Source organism: Dolomitihabitans soli (assembly GCF_022213955.1).
GTDB lineage: Bacteria > Actinomycetota > Actinomycetes > Streptosporangiales > Streptosporangiaceae > Streptosporangium_A > Streptosporangium_A soli.
Genome location: NZ_JAKNTW010000007.1, coordinates 248,504 through 267,873, shown reverse-complemented (window position 1 = coordinate 267,873; position 19,370 = coordinate 248,504). Strand labels below are relative to the sequence as shown.

The following is a 19,370-nucleotide window of genomic DNA, read 5'->3' as shown; positions in this document are numbered from 1 at the left end:
GCCGCACTCATGTTTCGGACGTGACGGATGTGACAGATGTGACCAGTGTGAAATCAGGGGGAACCGGGACGAGACCTAGATCGTCAAAGGTCCGTGCGTGAACGATACGGCCGGGACGCGTGACCGGCACAGGTGCTCGGGGCCGACTCGCCGAGCTGGACCTCCTGCGCTTCCTCGCGGCCCTGGCGGTGGTCGCCTTCCACTACCTGGTGGCCTTCGCCTCCATCTGGGGAGAACGGCCCAGCGACCTGTTCCCCGGCGTCGCCCCTCTGGCCGGGCTCGGCATCCTCGGCGTCGAACTCTTCTTCGTCATCAGCGGATTCGTGATCCTGATGACCGTGTGGGGGCGGGGCATCGGCGGGTTCGCCCGATCCAGGCTGGTCCGGCTCTACCCCGCGTACTGGCTCAGCATCCTGGCCGTCGCCGGCGTCTACGGGCTGACCCGGGCCACCGCCCTGGACCCCAAGCTGACCGCCGGCGAGTACGCCGTCAACCTCTCCATGCTCCAGCGCGCCTTCGGCGTCACCGACGCCAACGGCGTCTACTGGTCGCTCTGGGTCGAGCTCAGGTTCTACGTGCTCATCGCCGTGCTGGTCCTCGCCGGAGTCACCATGGGCCGCTGCCTCGCCTTCATGGGCACCTGGCTGGCCGCCACGCTCGCCGCGACCTTCCTCGTTCCCCTCCTGCAGCCGGGCGACCTCCCCGAGTACCTCGTGGACCTCGTGGTGATGCCGAAGTACGCGCCCTACTTCATCGCCGGGATGGCGCTGTTCCTGATCCACCGCTTCGGCTCCACGTTCGTTCTGTGGGGGTTTGTCGCCGCCGGGTACTGCCTGGCCCTCAAATCGGCCGTCGAGCGCGTGGCGGGCCGTGTGGAGGCCGCGGGAGCCAAGGCGATGCCCGTCGAGGAGTGGATGGTCTTCGCCGCGATCACCGTGATGTTCCTCGTGATGGCCGCCGTCGCCCTCGGCGCGTTGTCCCGCCTCACCTGGAGCGGCCTCACCACCCTCGGCGGCATCACCTATCCCCTCTACCTCTTCCACACCCCCGTCGCCGTCCTCCTCATCCCCGCCATGCGCGACACGCTCCCCGCCTGGGCGACGGCCATCACGACCACGCTCGCCGGCATCGCGATCTCCTTCGTCGTGTACCGATTCGCCGAACGTCCGGTCCAGCGGCTGTTCCGTCCCCGGTCACGGCGTGCGGGGACGCGCCGCGCCGTACCGCGGAATCCCGAGCGGGCCGATGAAAAGACATCTGTCCCGTAACCGTCTGGCCGCACCCGATGGTGAAGGGTCTAGGCTCGGGGATATATACGGCGGAAGCACAGCCCTAGACGGATAGAGGGTGCGCATGACGGTACGGCGGGTGATGGGCGTCGAGACCGAGTACGGCATCTCCGTGCCCGGGCAGCCGGGGGCCAACGCGATGGTGACCTCCTCACAGGTCGTCAACGCCTACCTGGCCGCCTCAGCTGCACGGGCACGCCGCGCGCGGTGGGATTTCGAGGAGGAGAACCCGCTGCGCGACGCCCGCGGGTTCGACCTGGCTCGCGAGGTCGCCGACCCCAGCCAGCTCACCGACGAGGACCTCGGGCTCGCCAACGTGATCCTCACGAACGGCGCCCGGCTCTACGTCGACCACGCCCACCCCGAATACTCCACGCCCGAGTGCACCAACCCTCGTGCGGCGGTCATCTGGGACAAGGCGGGCGAACGGGTGATGCACGACGCCGCGGTCCGCGCGTCGGCGATCCCCACCAACGCGCCCATCCAGCTGTACAAGAACAACACCGACAACAAGGGTGCCTCGTACGGCTGTCATGAGAACTACCTCATGCGGCGCGCCACCCCCTTCGCCGACATCGTCCGGCACCTCACCCCGTTCTTCGTCTCCCGCCAGGTCGTCACCGGGGCGGGCCGGATCGGCATCGGGCAGGACTCGCGCGGCGACGGCTTCCAGATCAGCCAGCGCGCCGACTTCTTCGAGGTCGAGGTCGGCCTGGAGACCACGCTCAAGCGGCCCATCATCAACACGCGCGACGAGCCGCACGCGGACCCGGAGAAGTACCGGCGCCTGCACGTCATCATCGGCGACGCCAACATGTCGGAAATATCGACATATCTCAAGCTGGGCTCCACCGCGCTCGTGCTCGCGATGATCGAAGACGGCTTCCTCACCCGTGACTTCGCGGTGGACAACCCGGTCGCCGCCCTCCGCGCCGTCTCCCACGACCCCTCCTGCAAGTACGAGATCCAGCTCCGCGACGGCCGCAAGCTCACCGCCGTCCAGCTCCAGATGGAATACCTGGAGCAGGCGCGCAAGTACGCCGAGGAGCGCAGCGGCCACGGCGTCGACGAGGTCACCAAGGACGTCCTCGACCGCTGGGAGTCCGTGCTCACCCGGCTCGCGGAAGACCCCATGCAGCTCTCCCGCGAGCTCGACTGGGTCGCCAAGCTCGAACTCCTGGAGGGCTACCGCAGCCGCGACGGCCTCGCCTGGTCCCACCCCAGGCTCCAGCTCGTCGACCTGCAGTACTCCGACATCCGCCCCGACCGCGGCCTCTACAACCGCCTCGTAGCCCGCGGGCGCATGCAACGCCTCGTCAGCGAGGAAGAGGTCGACCGCGCCGTGGAGCAGCCGCCCAACGACACCCGCGCCTACTTCCGAGGCCGTTGCCTGCGCCAGTACAGCGAGTCCGTCGCCGCCGCCTCGTGGGACTCCGTCATCTTCGACATCCCGGGCCGCGACTCCCTCCAGCGCGTCCCCACCCTCGAACCCCTTCGGGGCACCAAAGCCCACGTCGGCGAGCTCTTCGACCGCTGCCGCACCGCCGCCGACCTCGTGGCGGCGCTCACCGGGGACAGCTGACGGATCAGCCGCCGGGCGGCCGCAGCGCGGCCGGCCGGTACGGCGCCACCCCGACGCCCTCCAGCCGCAGCGTCTCGGTCAGCAGCCCCGAGGCACGGCTCGCCGTGATCCGGCGGGCCGGATCACGTTCGAGCAGGCCCTCCAGCAGCGCCGGCAACGGTCCCGTCCGGCCCGGTGTCACCACCGCCTCCGCCTCCGGCGACGGCGGCCGTCCCTCCGCGGCGAAGTACAGACACGCGCCGAACGACCAAAGATCCGCCGCCGGTGAGACCGGCTGCCCGCGCAGCCGCTCCGGAGCCGTGTAGGCCGGCGAGTATCTCAGCGGCACCGTCGAGGACATCGCCGCCGCCGGATCCTCCCGCACCGCGGCGATCCCGAAGTCCGAGAGCACCACCCGATCGCCCGTCAGCAGGATGTTCCCCGGATGGATGTCCCGGTGCAGCACGCCCGCCCCGTGCGCGTGCCGGAGCCCTGAGAGCAACTGGAAGCCGATCCACGCCGCCCAGTGCACGGGGAGCGGCCCGACGTGCGCGACCGTCTCCTTCAGCGTCAGGCCCTCCAGCAGCTCCATCACGATCCACAGCCTGCCCTGCTCCTCCAGCAGATCGTGCACCGTGACCACCGCGGGATGGTTCAGCCGCCCGGCCGACCGCGCCTCGCGCAGCGCTCTACGCCGCGCGTCGGGCAGGTCGACGGTGTTCGCCCGATAGCGGGGCTGCACCTCCTTGATCGCCACATCCCGGCGCAGCCGGGCATCGTGGCCACGCCACATGATCCCTGTACGGCCACGCCTGATGGGCGACAGCAGGTGATAACGATCTCCGAGCAGTAGTTGCCCGTCCACGTGCCGTGAACCACCCGTTTCACTGTGCGCTGGAACGAATCATGTCTAACGGGCGACCAGCCGCAAATGTGGGACACTCTCCGTAAGAAGAATAACGATTCGGTAGCGGGTCAGACCAGGCCGACACCCAACAGTAGCGTCCCCAGGCCCAGTCCCACTCCGCCCGCCACCGTCAGCCAGATCAACGCGTTCGGCTTCGTGTCGCCCGGCCGTACCACCGACAGGAAGAAGCCCAGCGGCATCAGGATCGGCGCGGCGACGATCAGGACGCGGACCAGGCTCTTCAGCCCGTCCGACAGGTCGGCCTGATCGATGTAGAGCATCGCCACCAGTGCGAAGAGGACGAGCACCCCGGCATGCGCGTGCCCGGCGCGCCACAGCCCCCGCCTGGTCGGATTGTCCTTGTAGCCGGGGATGTCGCGGGTCAGGTGCGCGAGGAGCGCCATGCCGCCGAAGGAGACGGCGGGGACGGTGATCAGGAGCACGCCGGCGGTGCTCAGCGATGCGGAGGTCATGGTGGACTCCTTGTTGGGTAGCTATGCTATCCAATTATTGGACAGTAGAGCTATCCGGTCAAATCGGGCTTTCGGAAAGATCGCTGGGCTCTGGGCGCGCAATGTCGGTCCGTTCGGGGAAGATAAGGGGGAGAGGTTCCCCCTACCGGGAGGTACGACATGGCGACGAAGGACACCGGCGGCCAGAAGCAGACGGGCCGCCGAGAGAGCGACGTCGAGGAGACCGAGACCCAGGAGGCGACCGACGTCCAGGAGCGTCAGGAGAAGCTCACTGACGATGTCGACTCAATTCTTGACGAAATCGACGAAGTTCTCGAAGAGAACGCAGAGGAATTCGTCCGCAGTTATGTGCAAAAAGGCGGACAATAGGGCAAATCGGACATAATTTTAGGGCAAATCGGGTGGAATCTTCGGCGGAGGTTAAGGAGTGCCCGGACTGCGGTGAGGTTTGGGCCTTTCCGCGTTCGGGTCTAATAAGCGGATGCCTAGGGCTCGCTCCTGTAAGGGGTGCTTTCGGCAGAGGTCCGCTGTCAGCTATCGGACGCGCATGGCTGAGCGGGGCAAGGTGGTGCGGGCTGCCCGGATCTGCCGGACGGGGAGAAGTGGTGCCCGCAGTGTGAAACGGCCAAGCCACTGCCTTCGGACTGAACCGCGCCAAGAAGTCAGGGCTCACCAGCTACCGCAAGTCGTGTCAGACGCTGGTGATGCGGGAGAACAACCAAGAACCACGGTAGCGAGCGGCATTGCCACCTGAAGCATCGTTATGGCATCACCGAGACTGATATCGATCGCATGTTCGCTGAATAGCGTGGCGTGTGCGAGGAGGAACAGGAGTGGGACCGCTACCTCGACTCACTCGCCGGCAGCAGATGAATCGTCGCGATCTCGAAAGGACGCAAGGGGAGGCGTAGCGGGGAGTCGGGGGCCACGCTCAGCGCTTCACCGCGGTTGCCCAGGGTGTCGGCCCGGTGGGCCGCGCCGAATGTGCCTCGCACGACCGCCTCGGTCGGGCGCGGGTGCTCGGCCACGAGCCGCACCTCCAGCGCGCCGTCCCGCTCCCTGAACGCGACCATGACCACCCCTGGTCCCGTCACCTCCACCGCCCCGGCCCCCGCGGCCGCGACTCCGGTCTCCCCGGACACGTCCCGCACGGCTTCCAGACCCGCCCCGGCGGCCTCCGCCGAGCCCGCCGGCAGGCTGTCGCCGGCTGCTTCCGTCGACCGGGAGGCGGCGGAGCCGGGTACGGCGAGCAGGTCGTGGCGGAATTCCTCGGCGAGCCGGGTCAGTCCGGCCTCGGGCCAGGCGTCCTCGTGCAGGTGTACGGCGAAGCGGGTGGTGAGGGTGCCGGGACACTGGGCTTCGGGCGTGGGGAGTTGCGGGCCGGCGGGTTCGTCGCGGTAGGCGTTGCGGTTGCGTGAGAGGTGACCGACCGAGCGGACCAGCGTGATCGCGAGCTCCGCGGGCGCACCGGGGACCTCAGCGGACGAGCCGGGAGGTACGGCGGGTGTGCCGGAGTGCTCGGCGGCGGAGTTGGAAGGTACAGCGAGGAAGTCGGCGTGCTCGGTGGGTGAGCCGGGAGGTACGGCGGGCGGGGGGAGGAGTTCGTACTCGGTGACCTGGTCGAGGAGGATCGCCAGGCCGCCCGCGGTGACGAAGCCCTCGGCGGGGAAGGTCGGGATGGGGTGCTCGCCGCCGCCGCCCTCGGCGGTCAGGCCGCGCCGTACGACGGCGAGCTGGCCCTCGGCGAAGGACTCCGCGGCGGGGTTCGGCAGCGGGGCGTGCCAGCGGACGCGGTGGTCGCGGGCGGGGTTGTCGAAGGTGGTCTCCACACGGAGGAAGGGCTCGCCGGCGCGGAGTTCCACGCGGGTGGCGACGGTGACCGCGGCGGTGGTGGACGAGCGGGCCTCGGCGGTGGAGGTGGCCGGCCAGGCGTAGCCGCGGGTGATCTCGATGGCGGAGACCAGGGGGCCGGTGCAGATCTCCTCCGTCCGCACCCAGGTGGGGGTGTCGAGAAGGCGGTCGGCGGCGGGCGGGGCGTGGTTGTAGGTGTCCCCGGCGTCGCCGCCGTCGACGATCCGGCCCACGCCGTCGGCCTGGAGGCCGGTGGGGGTGCGCAGGGAGAGCGTGCCGTCGGGGGCGACGGTGACGCGCAGCAGGCCGTTGTCCAGCACACCCGGACCAGGTGAGGAGACCGGGGCCGCGGACCCGGGGGCGGCGCTGGAGGATGACGGGTCGCACGCGGCGGCCGACGAGGCCGGGGTGAGGGTGGTGCGGCCGAGCGGCGGGACGGTGACGAGGGCGGCGACGGTGACCACGGGTTCGGCGAGGGTGCGCACGGTCCACGGGCCGGGGCGGCCGGCGGCGTCGAGTACGGCGGCGCGCAGGTCGGCGTGGTCGTATCCGGGGGCGGCGTGCCTGCCGACCGTGATGCTGAAGACGCGGCCGGCTGCCTGACCGTCTGCCTTGTGCCCGCCTGCTTCCTGGTCGTGCTGGGCGTCCCGGGCGTCTGCTTGCTGGTCGCGCTGGTCGCGCTGGTCGCGCTGGTCGCCCTGGTCGCGCTGGTCGCCCTGGTCGCTCTGGTCGCTCTGGGCGTCTGCTGCCTGGTCGCTCACCTCCCAGGAGAGGATCTCGAAGCCGTACAGCTCGCTCTCGTGGACCCGGCCGAGCAGCAGGGTCAGGTCGTCCATGACGGTCTCGTCGAGGAGGGTCGGGGCGAGTTCGAGGCGCTGGACGGGGACGCCGAGGCGGGCGTGGTCCGCGGGGAGGTCGGCGAGGACGAGCCCGGTGCGCGCGTGCGGCGAGGGGTTGACGATGACGAGGTCGCCGCGGGGGGCGGTGGCGGCGAGTTCCGCGGCGACCATGTCGACCACGGCCTGCCCGATCTGCCCGGCCTCGGCGATGCGGGCGGCGACCTGCTGGGCGGTCTCGTCGGCGCCGCAGCCGGTGATGGAGTCGTGGCCGCTGCACGCGATGAGGCGGCGCCAGGCCATGTCGAGGAGGCGGGCGCCCGCGGTGTCGCCGGGGAGCCAGATGGCCGCCAGGGGTTCGGCGTAGCGGGTGACGGTGCGTTCGGCCGCGGCCATGGCGCGTTTGGCGGGGATCCTGGCCGAGATGACGCCGGGCAGGATGTTGGCGCGGGCGTGGGAGCGCAGTTCGCCGTGGACCTCGGGGAGGCCGGTCTCCGCCTGGTCGGCGGTGACGTAGTCGTCGAGGGTGGCGAGGCGGAGTCCGGCGGCGGTGATGTCGGCGGCGGGGGCGCTGTGGTCCGCTCCGTACATGGCCAGCAGGGGGCCGGCGGGGTGCCAGGGGCGCATCGCGTCGTGGAAGGCGGTGAGGCGGTCGTGCCGGGCGTCCGGGGTGCCGCTGAACACGGCGACGGCGTTGCCGTAGCCGGTGGGGAGGTAGCGGGTGTGCACAGCGGTGCCGTCGGCGCCGGTCCAGGTGAAGGCGTCGCGGTCGACGTGGGCGGGGACGCCGCGCCAGAGGCAGGCGCGGGTGAGGCCGGCCTGGGCGAGGATCTGCGGCATCTGGGCGCAGTGGCCGAACTGGTCGGGCAGGTAGCCGACGGGCATGACGCGGCCGAGGGCGCGGGCTCCGCGCATGCCGTACTCGAGGTTGCGGATGAGGGTCTCGCCGGCGCAGAGGAACTCGTCGGCGAGGATCTGCCAGGGGCCGGCGGCGAGGCGGCCCTCGGTGACGAGGGCGGTCAGCAGCGGGCGGCGTTCCGGGCGGATCTCGAGGTAGTCCTCCAGGGCGGCGAGCTGGCCGTCCATGGTGAACCGGTAGGCCGGGTCGGCGGCCATGGTGTCGAGGACCTCGTCGAGCATCCGGACCAGGCCGAGACGGAACCGCTGGAAGGGGAGGTACCACTCGCGGTCCCAGTGGGTGTGCGGGACGACCACGATGTCGTAGGCGGGGTTCACGGGCTGGGCCTCCGATGGGTCAGGTGCACAGTGCCATCACCTCGTTGCGGGCGGTTTCCAGGCGGTGGGGTCCGGGACGTGCGGGCAGGGTGACGTCGTCGCCGGTGACGACGGTGCGGTGGTCGGGCCCCCACAGGATGAGGCCGTCGCCGTCGCGGATGAGGAACTCGTCGCCGTGGCGGAGCAGGAGCGGCCCGTCCGGGGTGGCGGAGACGGAGGTGCGGCGGGCGCGGACGCCGTCGAGGGCGGCGGCGGGTTCGCCGGCGAGGATCCACGTGGTGGGCGCGCCCGGCGGGTGGCCTTCGCCGGGGCGGTGGTAGTCGCTGCCGCCGAGCATGACGACGTCGTCGGCCCAGGCGGCGGCCCAGGCGAGCGGCGCGCCCCAGGTGCGGTCCCACCAGCTCCAGTGCCAGATCTCGGCGGCGGGGATACGGGTGGTGGTGGGCTGCCGCCAGGCGCAGTCGGCGGCGACCGGGTGGTTGACGGACAGTACGCCGCCGCGCCGTCGTACGGTGTCGGCCCAGTGCTGGGCGGGGCGGCGGAAGTCGATCCAGCCGATGTCGCCGAAGGCGTTGGCGTGGCCGAGGTCGGTGGTGACCTCCTGGCCGGGGAGGAGGGCGACGCCGGCGGCGGCGCCCGCGGCGGGGAGTTCGGTGTGGTGGCTGACGGTGTTGTGGTCGGTGACGGCGAGGTAGTCGAGGCCCTGGTCGCGGGCGAGGGCGGCCAGTTCGGGCACGGTGAGGCCGCCGTCGGAGTGGACGGTGTGGGCGTGCAGGTCTCCGGCGACCCAGGTGAGGCCGTCGAGCTGCGGGAGTCCGCGCCGCCGGGCGGCGGGCGGCGGCCGTTCGCCCGGCGGGACGACGGTGGGCGGTGGCGGCGCGGGGGGTGTGCGGTGCGGGGTGACGACGATCTCGTACGGCAGGCCGCCGGGCGGCAGGCGGTGCAGGCCGAGCAGGACGTGCCAGGTGCCGGGTTCGAGGTCGCCCGGCAGGTAGCCGGGGGTGGCCCAGCCGGGGGCGATCGTGTACTGCTCGCGGGCGCCGCCGGACCAGCCCCGGTACCCGGCGGGGCCGTGGCAGCCGAGGTCGAGGACGCCGGCGGCGCGGTCGTAGTCGAGGTGGACGGTGAGGGCGCGGGCCCAGGGTGGCGGCTGGAAGGGGATCTCGTGGACGGTGGCGGCGGCGCGGTCGTCGAGGGTGGGGCGGCCGGTGAGCCGGAGGACGCCGGTCATGCCGGGATGGGGGCGTGGAGGCGGTCGCCGGTGTAGACGAGGGCGCGGGCCTGGCGGGGTACGGCCCAGGCGGCGGTGCCCAGGGCGGGTTCGTCTCCTTCGGGGACGACGGCCTGGATGAGGGTGTCGCCGGCTTCGATGGTGACGAGGTTGGCGGTCCCGAGGTTCTCCATGACGGCGACGGTGCCGGGGAAGGCGTCGTCGCGGGGGGAGGCGGAGAGGTCGGTGTATTCGGGGCGCACGCCGTACGTGATGTGGTCGCCGTCGGTGAGGCCGGGCGGGGCGGGGAGGGCGGCGCCGGCCACGTGCAGGACGTCGCCGCGGACGTCGCCGGGCAGGAGGTTCATGGGGGTGGCGCCGATGAAGGAGGCGACGAAGGGGGTGGCGGGCCGCTGGAAGATCTCGGTGGGGGTGCCGACCTGCATGAGCCGGCCGCCGGACATCACGGCGATGCGGTCGGCGAGTGCGAGGGCCTCTCCCTGGTCGTGGGTGACGAAGACGGTGGTGACGGCGAGTTCGCGCTGGAGGCGTTTGAGGAAGGTGCGGGCTTCGAGACGGAGCCGGGCGTCGAGGTTGGACAGGGGCTCGTCGAAGAGGAAGACCTTGGGGTGGCAGGCGATGGCGCGGGCCAGGGCGACGCGTTGCTGCTGGCCGCCGGAGAGCTGGCCGGGGCGTCTGGTGAGCATGTCGGACAGGCTCAGGCGGGCGGCGGTGGCGGCGGCCTTGGCGTGCCGTTCCGTTTTGGGGGTCTTCTTGACGCGCAGGGGGTAGGCGATGTTGTCGGTGACGTCCATGTGGGGGAACAGGGCGTAGTCCTGGAAGACCATGGCGACGTCGCGGCGTCCGGGCGGGGTGGTGGTGACGTCGGCGCCGCCGATGCCGACGGTGCCGGAGGTGGGGGTCTCCAGGCCGGCGATGGTGCGCAGCAGGGTCGTCTTGCCGCAGCCGGAAGGGCCGAGCAGGGCGAAGAACTCGCCGTCGGCGATCTCCAGGTCGAGTTCGTCCACGGCGCACACCCCACCGGGGTACACCTTGGTCAGGCCGTGCAGGGAGATCACCGTTTGATCCCTCCGTGGAAGCGGAAGCCGTACTTCGTGCTGACGAAGAGGTACATCACGACGACGGGCAGCGAGTAGAGCAGGGAGAAGGCGGCGATGAGTGAGAGGTTGGGCTGGCCGCCCTCGGTGTAGAGGGTGTAGAGGATGACCGAGCCGGGTGCGCGTTCGGGGTCGCGGATGAGGATGAACTGGAGCAGGAAGCCGCCCCACACGCCTGCGACGGCCCAGACGGCGATGGTGGCGAGCCCGGGGCGGACCAGCGGCACGACGATGTGCCACAGGATCTGGAGCGGGCCGGCGCCGAAGACCCTGGCCGACTCCTCGTAGGAGGTCGGGGTGCCGTCCATGAAGTCCTTGAGGATGAAGATGGCGGCGGGGAGCAGGCCGCCCGAGGTGACCAGGATCACGCCGAGGTGGGTGTCGATGAGGTTGAGGCGGTTGGCGAGCTCGAAGATCGGGACCATCGCGGCGGTGCCGGTGACGATCGAGGACATCAGCAGCAGGAGGTAGAGCAGGGCGTCGCGGCCGGGCACCCGGACGCGGGACAGCGCGTACGCGGCCAGTGCGGAGAGCACGACCACCAGGGCCGCGGCGCCGCCGGCCTGGATGACGGAGTTGGCGAGGGAGCCGAGGGCGTAGGGGTTGTCGAGGATGGCGCCGAAGTTGGCGAGGGTGAACTCGGGGAGCGACACGTGGATGCCGGGGGTCGCGTCGAACGGCGCGGTGGCGAGCCACAGCATGGGCAGCGCGAAGAAGGCGAGCACGACGGCGAGGAGGGCGGTCAGGGCCAGGCGGCTGAGCAGGTGGCCGACGTACCGGCGTCCGGTGGGTGCCATCGGGCCGTTCACCCCCCGCCCCGGCCGGAGGGTGCCTGGAGCGGCGCTTCGGCGCGGTTCCTGCCGCGGATCAGGCGCAGGTAGGCGAGGGCGAAGACGAGGTTGATGGCGAGGATGAGGAAGGACACGGCGGCGCCGACGCCCAGTTGGCCGTCGCCGATGGCCACGTTGTAGACGTAGACGGGGAGGATCTCCGAGCGTCCCTCCGGCCCTCCCGCGGTGAGCAGGAACGGGGTGAAGTCGTTGAAGGTCCACAGGCTGATCAGCAGCAGGTTGGTGAGCACGTGGCCCTTGATCCGGGGCAGCACGACGTCTCTGAGCTGCTGGAAGGTGGAGGCGCCGGCGAGGCGTGCGGTCTCCAGGTGGGAGGGTGGCACGTTCTCCAGGGCCGCGGCGTAGAGCATCATCGAGAAGGCTGTACCCCGCCACGTGTTGAACACGATGATCGAGAGCATCGGGTTGTCCAGGAGCCAGGCGTTCTCCGGGGTGCCGAGCAGTGTGTTGAGGGTGCCGCCGTCGCGGTCGAGCAGTGCGATCCAGAGGAACGCGACGACGGAGCCGGGCAGGATCCAGGACAGCAGGACGAGCCCTTCGACGACGCGCCGCACCGGGCCCCGCCGGTCGCGCATCGTCCAGGCGATGGCGAACCCGAGCCCCGCCTGCCCGATGATCGCCGAGCCGATGACGAACTGCACGGTCAGCCACAGCGAGCCTTGGAACCGTTCGTCGCCGATCGCCGTCGTGTAGTTGTCGAGGCCCACGACCTGCGGGTCGGCGGCGGCCAGCCCGGTGAGGCGGTAGTCGGTGAGCCCGAGGTAGATGGTCCACAGTGCGGGGAACACGAGGAACACGCCGATCAGCACCAGTGCGGGCAGCACGAACGCCGCCGCCCTGCCCCGTCCGAGCCCTGCCGCGTCGCCGCTCACGTCATTCCCCCGTACGGCGTGCGCCGCGGGCCTCAGCCGGCGGTGTTGCCGGCGCCACCGACGAGTCCCTCCAGTTTCCGCTGGTAGGTGGCGGCCGCCTCGTCGGGGGAGGTGCCGGAGACGATGGCGGCGGTGGCCTCCTGCAGGGCGGTGGAGACCTGGGGGTAGACGGCGAGCGGGGGACGGTAGGCGGTGAGGGGGAGGACCTTCTCGGAGATGAAGCCGAGCATCGGGTCGTCCGCGAGGACCTTGTCGTTGACGTCGGTCCTGGCGGTGATGCGGGCCTCGTCCGCCATGGCGAGCTCGGCCTCGGTGGCCTCGGCGGAGTGCATGAAGGCGAGCAGTTCCCAGGCGGCCGCGGCGTTCTCGGAGAAGGGGTTGAGGACCCGGGCGGAGCCGCCCGACATGCTGACGAAGTCCTGGCCGCGGATGCCGCCGCCGGGCTGCCTGGCGGGGATCATGGCGTAGCCGACGACGTCGTCGCGGTCGGCCATCGGGGCCACCCCGATGTCGGGGGCGATCACCGAGCGCCAGAAGTAGTCGCCTTCGGCGAGGATGCCGATCTTGTTCTCGGAGAACTCCAGGAAGGACTTGTCGCGGCCCTTGGCCTCCTGCTGCAGCTGGGGATCGCCGAGGCCGGAGCCGTAGATCTGCTGGTAGAAGCCGAGCACGGCCTTGACGGCCTGGCCGCCGCCGGTCCATTTGCCGCCGGTGTGGACCTCGGCTCCGGCTCCGGCGAGCAGCGGCAGCGCGCCCTGCATGGTGGTGGCCTCGCCCATGGCGGTGCCCGCGTTGATCTGGATGGGGGTGACGCCGGGGAGTTTCTTCAGCGCGTTGCCCGCGTCGATGATCTCCTGCCAGCTCTTGGGCTGCCATTCGGCGGGCAGGCCGGCCTTCTTGAACAGGGCCTTGTTGTAGTAGAGGACCCGGCCGTCGGTGCCGACGGGCAGCGCGTACTTCTTGCCCTCGAAGATGCCGAGCCCCTGGACGGCCTGCGGGATCTGGGTCCAGCCCTCCCAGGAGTCGACGGCGGCTCCGGCCGTTTCGCTGAGCGGCTTGATGTAGCCGGCCTGGGCGAATTCGCCGATCCAGATGCCGTCCATGTCTATGATGTCGGCGCCGCGTTTCGACTTGAGGTCGAGCGCCATCTTGGTCTTGTACTGCTCGTCGTCGACGCCGTTGGGCTGGAAGAGCACGTGGACCTGGCGGCCCGCGGCCTTCTGCGCGGCCTCGAAGCGGGGGATCACCCAGGTTTTGATCCAGTCGGCGCCGTTGGCGTTCTTGCCGCCGGAGATCGCGTTGGCGGTGATGGTCAGGGTGACGCTGCCGTCATCCGAGCCGCCGCCGCTCCCGCACGCTGCGAGAACGAGGGTGGAAGCGGCCAGGGCGGCGAGTGTCTTCGCAGGTCGGCGAGTGAGTCTCACAGTGACCTCCTAGGGGAGGTGTAGTGGCATAGACATTCAGGAGGTGCAGACATACCGACAATCGCACGGCCGTAACCCCGCGTAAAGATTCATGTCGGGAGAACGTGGGGTGGGCTGGGCGGTTCGCGCTGAGCTGATCGTGGGAAGTGCAAGCAGGAGACCAAGATGAGTAAGGTCGGCCTATCGGATCGTCTGTTTGGGAGGGAGTCGCGTGGCATCGCACAGGGACCTGCCCGCCGGCTTTGCGGACAACATGTTCTTGAACACGGGTAGCTCGTCGTTCATCGAGTTCGTCGGGTCGTACGCGCCTGATCTGTTGCCTGGGCGCAGGCCGGCCCTGGCCAGGGCGGTCGGTGACGAGGTTCCGCACGCGACCACCATCGTGGCGGCCACCTGCGCCGGCGGCGTGGTGATGGCCGGTGACCGGCGTTCGACCTCGGGCAACATGATCTCTCAGCGGGATATCGAGAAGGTGTTCCGCACCGACGACTACTCCTGCATGGGCATCGCCGGCACCGCGAGCACCGGTCTGGAGATGGCCAAGCTCTATCGGGTGGAGCTTGAGCACTACGAGAAGCGTGAGGGCCGCACGCTCTCCGTGGAGGGCAAGGCCAACCGGCTCGCCACGATGATCCGCGACAACCTGCCGATGGCGATGCAGGGGCTGGCGGTGGTGCCGCTGTTCGCCGCCTACGATCCCGACGCCGCCCACGGCCGCATCTTCGGCTACGACGTCGCGGGCGGACCCTACGAACATCACGGCTACAACGCGATCGGGTCTGGTTCGATCTTCGCGAAGGGCTCGCTGAAGAAGCTCTACCGTCCCGACGCCTCTCCGGAGGACATGGCCCTCACCTGCATCCAGGCGCTCTACGACGCGGCTGACGACGACTCGGCCACCGGTGGCCCCGACGTCGCCAGGCGGATCTGGCCGGTGGTCGCGGTGATCACCGCCGACGGGTTCCACCGCCTGCCCGACGAGGAGGTCGAGGGTCATGTCCGGACGATGCTCGATGCCAGGATGACCGCGCCCGACGGTCCGACCGCCCCGCTGCGCTAGCCGTACCGGCCGTAACAAGGAGAGGAAAGCCACCGGTGTCCATGCCCTTTGGATATGTGCCTGCCGAACAGCAGATGCGGGACAAGGCCGACTACGCGCGGAAGGGCATCGCGCGTGGCCGCAGCTCGGTCGTGCTGCAGTACGAAGACGGCATCGTGTTCGTCGCGCACAACGCCTCGCGGGCCCTGCACAAGATCAGCGAGATCTATGACCGCATCGGATTCGCCGCGGTCGGTCGTTACAACGAGTTCGAGGCGCTGCGGCTGGGCGGCATCCGCTACGCCGACATCAACGGCTACACGTACGGCCGGGGCGATGTGACGGCCCGCGGCCTGGCCAATCTCTACGCGCAGAACCTCGGCATGATCTTCACGGAGTCGATCAAGCCGTACGAGGTGGAGATCGTCGTCGCCGAGGTGGGCGATTCGGCGGAGGAGGACCAGATCTACCGGCTCACCTTCGACGGGTCGGTGCAGGACGAGCACGGCATGGTGGCCATGGGCGGGCAGGCGGACGCGGTCGCCACCCGGCTGAAGGAGGGCTACCGCGAGGGGATGGCCCTCACCGAGGCGCTGCGGGTGGGCGTGACCGCGTTGACCGAGCCGGGCGGGGAGGCGCCGCCGACCTCGCAGCTGGAGGTCGCGGTCCTCGACCGGAACCGGCCGCATCGCAGATTCCTGCGCCTGACCGGGGCCAGGCTCGAAGGTCTGCTCGCCGAAAGCGCCCCGGCGGCCCCGGCGGAGAAGCCGGCCGAGGGCGGTAAGACGCCGCCGCTGGAGTCTCCCGGTCCCGATGCGCCGACCGCCCCCGACGGCGACATCGACACCGGGCAGGGAGACTGACGTCATGAGGTTCCCGCGGTCCGCCCCGCCGTGTCCGGCGGCGGGCGGGCCGCACGACCGAAACAGCGGCGGAGATCCGACCCGCGGCACGTTCGAGGGGAATAGTGTTAGGTGATGGATCGTCGCATCTTCGGGCTGGAGAACGAGTACGGCGTCACCTGCACGTTCAGGGGGCAGCGACGGCTGTCCCCCGACGAGGTGGCCAGATACCTCTTCCGCCGGGTCGTGTCCTGGGGTCGATCGAGCAACGTCTTCCTGCGCAACGGCGCGCGTCTCTACCTTGACGTCGGAAGCCATCCTGAATACGCCACACCCGAGTGTGACAACGTCGTGGAACTCGTCACCCACGACAAGGCGGGTGAGCGAATCCTCGAGGGGCTCCTCGTCGACGCCGAGAAACGGCTGCGGGAGGAGGGGATCGCCGGCGACATCTACCTGTTCAAGAACAACACCGACTCGGCGGGCAACTCCTACGGCTGCCACGAGAACTACCTGGTCGGCCGGCACGGCGAGTTCGGCCGGCTGGCCGACGTGCTGATCCCGTTCCTGGTGACCCGGCAGATCATCTGCGGCGCCGGCAAGGTGCTGCAGACCCCGCGCGGAGCCGTCTACTGCGTCTCGCAGCGGGCCGAGCACATCTGGGAGGGCGTCTCCTCCGCGACGACCCGGTCCAGGCCCATCATCAACACCCGGGACGAGCCGCACGCCGACGCCGAGCGGTTCCGCCGGCTGCACGTGATCGTCGGCGACTCCAACATGAGCGAGACCACGATGCTGCTCAAGGTCGGCGCCACCGACCTGGTGCTGCGCATGATCGAGGCGGGCACGGTGATGCGTGACCTGTCGCTGGAGAACCCGATCAGGGCGATCCGGGAGGTCTCGCACGACATGACGGGCCGCCGCAGGGTGCGCCTGGCCAACGGGCGGGAGGCGTCCTCGCTGGAGATCCAGCAGGAATACCTCTCGAAGGCGAAGGACTTCGTCGACCGGCGAGGCGGCGACGAGATCGCGCACCGGGTGCTGGAGCTGTGGGAGCGCACTCTGCACGCGGTCGACTCGGGCAATCTCGACCTGGTCGCCCGTGAGATCGACTGGGTGACGAAGTACCAGCTCATCGAGCGTTACCGCAACAAGTACGACCTGCCGCTGTCCTCGCCGCGGGTCGCGCAACTCGATCTCGCCTACCACGACGTGCACCGCAGGCGTGGCCTGTTCTACCTGTTGCAGCGTCGCGGCTCGGTGGAGCGGGTCGCCTCCGATCTCAAGATCTTCGAAGCCAAGTCGGTGCCGCCGCAGACCACCAGGGCCCGGCTGCGCGGCGAGTTCATCCGCAAGGCGCAGGAGAAGCGCCGCGATTTCACGGTCGACTGGGTGCATCTGAAACTGAACGACCAGGCTCAGCGCACGGTGCTGTGCAAGGATCCGTTCCGCAGCGTGGACGAGCGGGTGGAAAAGCTGATCGCAGGCATGTAGCCAAGATCGTCTTTTGTTTACTCCCTCTGTATGAGCGCTCGGGTAGGGTTGCGAAACCTGATGTCTGTGCGAGGGATACTTATGCGACGCCGTCTGGCCGTTCTAGCTGCAGTGCCACTGCTTTTCGCCGTTGGCTGCGGCACTGACGTGGAGGAGAAGGGCACCTCGGCCACCACCTCGGCCAGTCTGTCGGTCGATGGCCAGGTGGGCACCAAGCCGACCGTCAAGTTCCCGGCGGGCAAGCCCGCCACCACCTCGACCTCCAAGGTCCTCAAGGAGGGGACGGGCACCCCGGTCAAGGACGGCGACTCCGTCGTGGCCAACCTGACCGTCTACACCTGGGACGGCAAGAAGAACGCGTCCGGCGGGTCCACCTACGACAACGGCGCGCCCGAGCTGGTGCCGGTCAGCGACCAACTGCCCAAGGTCGTCAAGCAGGGCTTCGTCGGCGCCAAGCCCGGCGGCCGTTTCTACGCCGTCGTCGCCGCCGACAGCTACACCAAGGAGCAGCTCGACCAGGCCAAGGCCCAGGGCGCCGACACTACGGCCGCCCAGGTCTTCGTCGTCGACGTGCTCGACAGCCCCACGGTGAAGTCCGCCGTCGGGAAGGCCTCCGACCCCGGGGTCAAGGGCGTCAAGCTGGAGAACCCCGAGGGGAAGGCTCCCAAGCTGACCACCAAGACCGACGAGAAGCCGTCCAAGAAGCTCGTCCAGGAGATGGTGATCAAGGGCACCGGCCCCGAGGTCAAGAAGGGCCAGTCCATCATGGTCCAGTACGTCGGGAAGATCTGGGGCACCGACAGCGAGTTCGACAGCAGCTGGACCAACGGCCAGCCGGTCATGTTCCAGATCGGCACCGGCAAGGTCATCAAGGGCTGGGACGAGGGCCTGGTCGGCGTCCCGATCGGCAGCCGCGTGCTGCTGACCATCCCGCCGGACCTCGGTTACGGCAAGGAGGGCCAGGGCGAAAAGATCAAGGGCACCGACACCCTGGTCTTCGCGGTCGACGTGCTGGCCGCCTACTGACGTTCCACCCCAGGGCCCGATCCGGTTACGCCGGGTCGGGCCCTGCTGTGTGCACCGCGTGGGGAGCCGGGCCGAGCCGCCCCCGCGTGTTCAGCGGAGCCAGGCGAGCGCGGCGGTCACGAGCGCCTCGACGCCGGTGGACAGGGTGGGTTCGACGACGGGCGCGAAGAACGGCGAGTGGTTGCCCGGCACGTCCTCGGCCAGTCGTCCCGCCTGCTCGGCGCGGGCGTACACGTCCGGGTCGGCGCCGCCGACCCCCCAGAACACCGAGGGCGCCCCGGCCCGCGTGCCGAACAGCCCGAAGTCCTCGCTGCCCATCATCGGCTCCATCTCCCGCACCCGGTCCGCGCCGAACCTGGCGGTGAAGGCCGCCGCGACCCGCTCCGTCGCGGCGGGATCGTTGACCGTCAGCGGAAACTCGCTCAGCGTGCGGAACTCCGGGTCACGCGGCGCCCCCGACACCCTGGCCTCGCCCTCCACCACCCGCCTGATCGCGGACAGCACGTCGTCACGCACCTTTGCGGAGAAGGTCCGCACGTTCAGCGTGATCGACGCCTCGTCGGGGATGACGTTCTCCTTGTGCCCGGCGCGCAGCCTGGCCACGGTGAGCACCGCGCGTTCCAGCGGCGACACCTCACGCGAGATGATCGTCTGCAGCCGCATCACCGTCGCCGCGGCCAGCACGACCGGATCGACGCCGCGCTCGGGCTGCGACCCGTGCGAGCCTCTCCCGTGCAGCCGGATCTCGATGCTGTCGGCCGTCGCCATCACCTCGCCCGCGCGGTGCAGCAGCGTGCCCGCGGGGTGCGGGAACAGATGCTGGCCGAGCACGACGCCGGGCACGGGGAACCGCTCCAGCAGCCCGTCGTCCAGCATCGCCAGCGCGCCCGCCCCCAGCTCCTCCGCCGGTTGGAACAGCGCCAGCACCGTGCCGCGCCAGTGTTCCCGCCCCGAAGCCAGCAGGTCCGCCGCGCCGCACAACCACGTCACGTGCATGTCGTGCCCGCAGGCGTGCATCAGCGGGATCCGCTCACCGTCCGCGTCACGGCCGGTCGCGGTGCTCGCGTACGGCAGGCCGGTGCGTTCCCGCACCGGCAGCGCGTCCATGTCGGCGCGCAGCGCGACGGTCGGCCCCTCGCCGTTGCGCAGCACCCCCACCACCCCGGTACGGCCGACGCCGGTGGTGACCTCGAATCCGGCGTCCCGCAGCCGTGCCGCGGCGATGCCCGCCGTACGTTCCTCCTGGAAGGCGGGCTCCGGGTGGCGGTGCAGGTCCTCGTACAGGGCCGTCAAGCCGGCGCGTGCCCGGTCGTCGAAGGCCGCCAGCACGTCGTTCATCGG

General features: G+C 70.2%; 16 protein-coding genes. 7 read left to right on the top strand and 9 right to left on the bottom strand.

All coding sequences use genetic code 11. The annotated features are described in order from the left end of the window. The first annotated feature begins 119 nt into the window (after positions 1-119). The gene (locus MBA17_RS16750) at positions 120-1,268 is read left to right on the top strand and encodes an acyltransferase family protein (protein WP_238497399.1); all 1,149 of its coding nucleotides are present in this window, start codon (positions 120-122) and stop codon (positions 1,266-1,268) included. Between the two features lie 85 nt (positions 1,269-1,353). Then, positions 1,354-2,871, top strand: a complete 1,518-nt coding sequence (dop, locus tag MBA17_RS16745) for a depupylase/deamidase Dop (protein ID WP_238497398.1) — start codon at positions 1,354-1,356, stop codon at positions 2,869-2,871. Between the two features lie 4 nt (positions 2,872-2,875). Here the strand turns inward: dop and MBA17_RS16740 are convergent, their stop codons facing one another. Beyond that, positions 2,876-3,715, bottom strand: a complete 840-nt coding sequence (locus MBA17_RS16740; RefSeq protein ID WP_238497397.1) for a serine/threonine-protein kinase — start codon at positions 3,713-3,715, stop codon at positions 2,876-2,878. 110 nt (positions 3,716-3,825) lie between these two features. After that, positions 3,826-4,230 carry a hypothetical protein gene (locus MBA17_RS16735; protein WP_238497396.1) on the bottom strand — a complete coding sequence of 135 codons (405 nt, stop codon included), beginning with the start codon at positions 4,228-4,230 and terminating at the stop codon, positions 3,826-3,828. Between the two features lie 159 nt (positions 4,231-4,389). Here MBA17_RS16735 and MBA17_RS16730 point away from each other — a divergent pair, with 159 nt between their 5' ends. Beyond that, a complete protein-coding gene (locus MBA17_RS16730) occupies positions 4,390-4,599 on the top strand; it encodes a ubiquitin-like protein Pup (protein WP_238497395.1) in 210 nt (69 codons plus the stop codon). Between the two features lie 473 nt (positions 4,600-5,072). Here MBA17_RS16730 and MBA17_RS49495 read toward each other — a convergent pair whose 3' ends face one another. The 6 genes from MBA17_RS49495 to MBA17_RS16700 are packed head-to-tail and all read right to left on the bottom strand — an operon-like array spanning position 5,073 to position 13,628. After that, positions 5,073-8,153 (bottom strand): glycoside hydrolase family 38 N-terminal domain-containing protein, encoded by a 3,081-nt coding sequence (locus MBA17_RS49495; protein WP_455432772.1) that lies wholly within the window; start codon positions 8,151-8,153, stop codon positions 5,073-5,075. Positions 8,154-8,172: 19 nt separating this feature from the next. Further along, entirely contained in the window at positions 8,173-9,384 is a 1,212-nt protein-coding gene (locus MBA17_RS16720; protein WP_238497394.1) for a CehA/McbA family metallohydrolase, read from the bottom strand. Beyond that, positions 9,381-10,442, bottom strand: a complete 1,062-nt coding sequence (locus MBA17_RS16715) for an ABC transporter ATP-binding protein (RefSeq protein ID WP_238497393.1) — start codon at positions 10,440-10,442, stop codon at positions 9,381-9,383. Before MBA17_RS16715 ends, MBA17_RS16720 begins: the two co-directional genes overlap by 4 nt. Next, on the bottom strand, positions 10,439-11,278 hold the full coding sequence (locus MBA17_RS16710; RefSeq protein ID WP_238497392.1) for a carbohydrate ABC transporter permease: 840 nt from the start codon (positions 11,276-11,278) through the stop codon (positions 10,439-10,441). The genes MBA17_RS16715 and MBA17_RS16710 overlap by 4 nt, the downstream gene beginning before the upstream one ends. 8 nt (positions 11,279-11,286) lie before the next feature. Further along, positions 11,287-12,204 carry a carbohydrate ABC transporter permease gene (locus MBA17_RS16705; protein WP_238497391.1) on the bottom strand — a complete coding sequence of 306 codons (918 nt, stop codon included), beginning with the start codon at positions 12,202-12,204 and terminating at the stop codon, positions 11,287-11,289. 32 nt (positions 12,205-12,236) lie between these two features. Beyond that, the gene (locus tag MBA17_RS16700; RefSeq protein WP_238497390.1) at positions 12,237-13,628 is read right to left on the bottom strand and encodes an extracellular solute-binding protein; all 1,392 of its coding nucleotides are present in this window, start codon (positions 13,626-13,628) and stop codon (positions 12,237-12,239) included. A 253-nt stretch (positions 13,629-13,881) separates the two neighbouring features. Here MBA17_RS16700 and prcB point away from each other — a divergent pair, with 253 nt between their 5' ends. From prcB to MBA17_RS16680, 4 genes are all read left to right on the top strand, one after another. Next, a complete protein-coding gene (gene prcB, locus MBA17_RS16695) occupies positions 13,882-14,688 on the top strand; it encodes a proteasome subunit beta (protein ID WP_238497577.1) in 807 nt (268 codons plus the stop codon). Between the two features lie 41 nt (positions 14,689-14,729). After that, positions 14,730-15,530 (top strand): proteasome subunit alpha, encoded by an 801-nt coding sequence (gene prcA, locus MBA17_RS16690; RefSeq protein WP_238497576.1) that lies wholly within the window; start codon positions 14,730-14,732, stop codon positions 15,528-15,530. 114 nt (positions 15,531-15,644) lie between these two features. Beyond that, complete coding sequence (gene pafA, locus MBA17_RS16685; RefSeq protein WP_238497389.1) at positions 15,645-17,003, top strand: Pup--protein ligase; 1,359 nt, start codon at positions 15,645-15,647, stop codon at positions 17,001-17,003. 111 nt (positions 17,004-17,114) lie between these two features. Beyond that, positions 17,115-18,029 carry an FKBP-type peptidyl-prolyl cis-trans isomerase gene (locus MBA17_RS16680; RefSeq protein WP_238497388.1) on the top strand — a complete coding sequence of 305 codons (915 nt, stop codon included), beginning with the start codon at positions 17,115-17,117 and terminating at the stop codon, positions 18,027-18,029. 90 nt (positions 18,030-18,119) lie between these two features. On the opposite strand, the gene MBA17_RS16675 is transcribed toward MBA17_RS16680, so the two are convergent. After that, positions 18,120-19,367, bottom strand: coding sequence for an amidohydrolase (locus tag MBA17_RS16675; protein ID WP_238497387.1), 1,248 nt, complete (start codon positions 19,365-19,367; stop codon positions 18,120-18,122). Positions 19,368-19,370 lie beyond the last annotated feature (3 nt).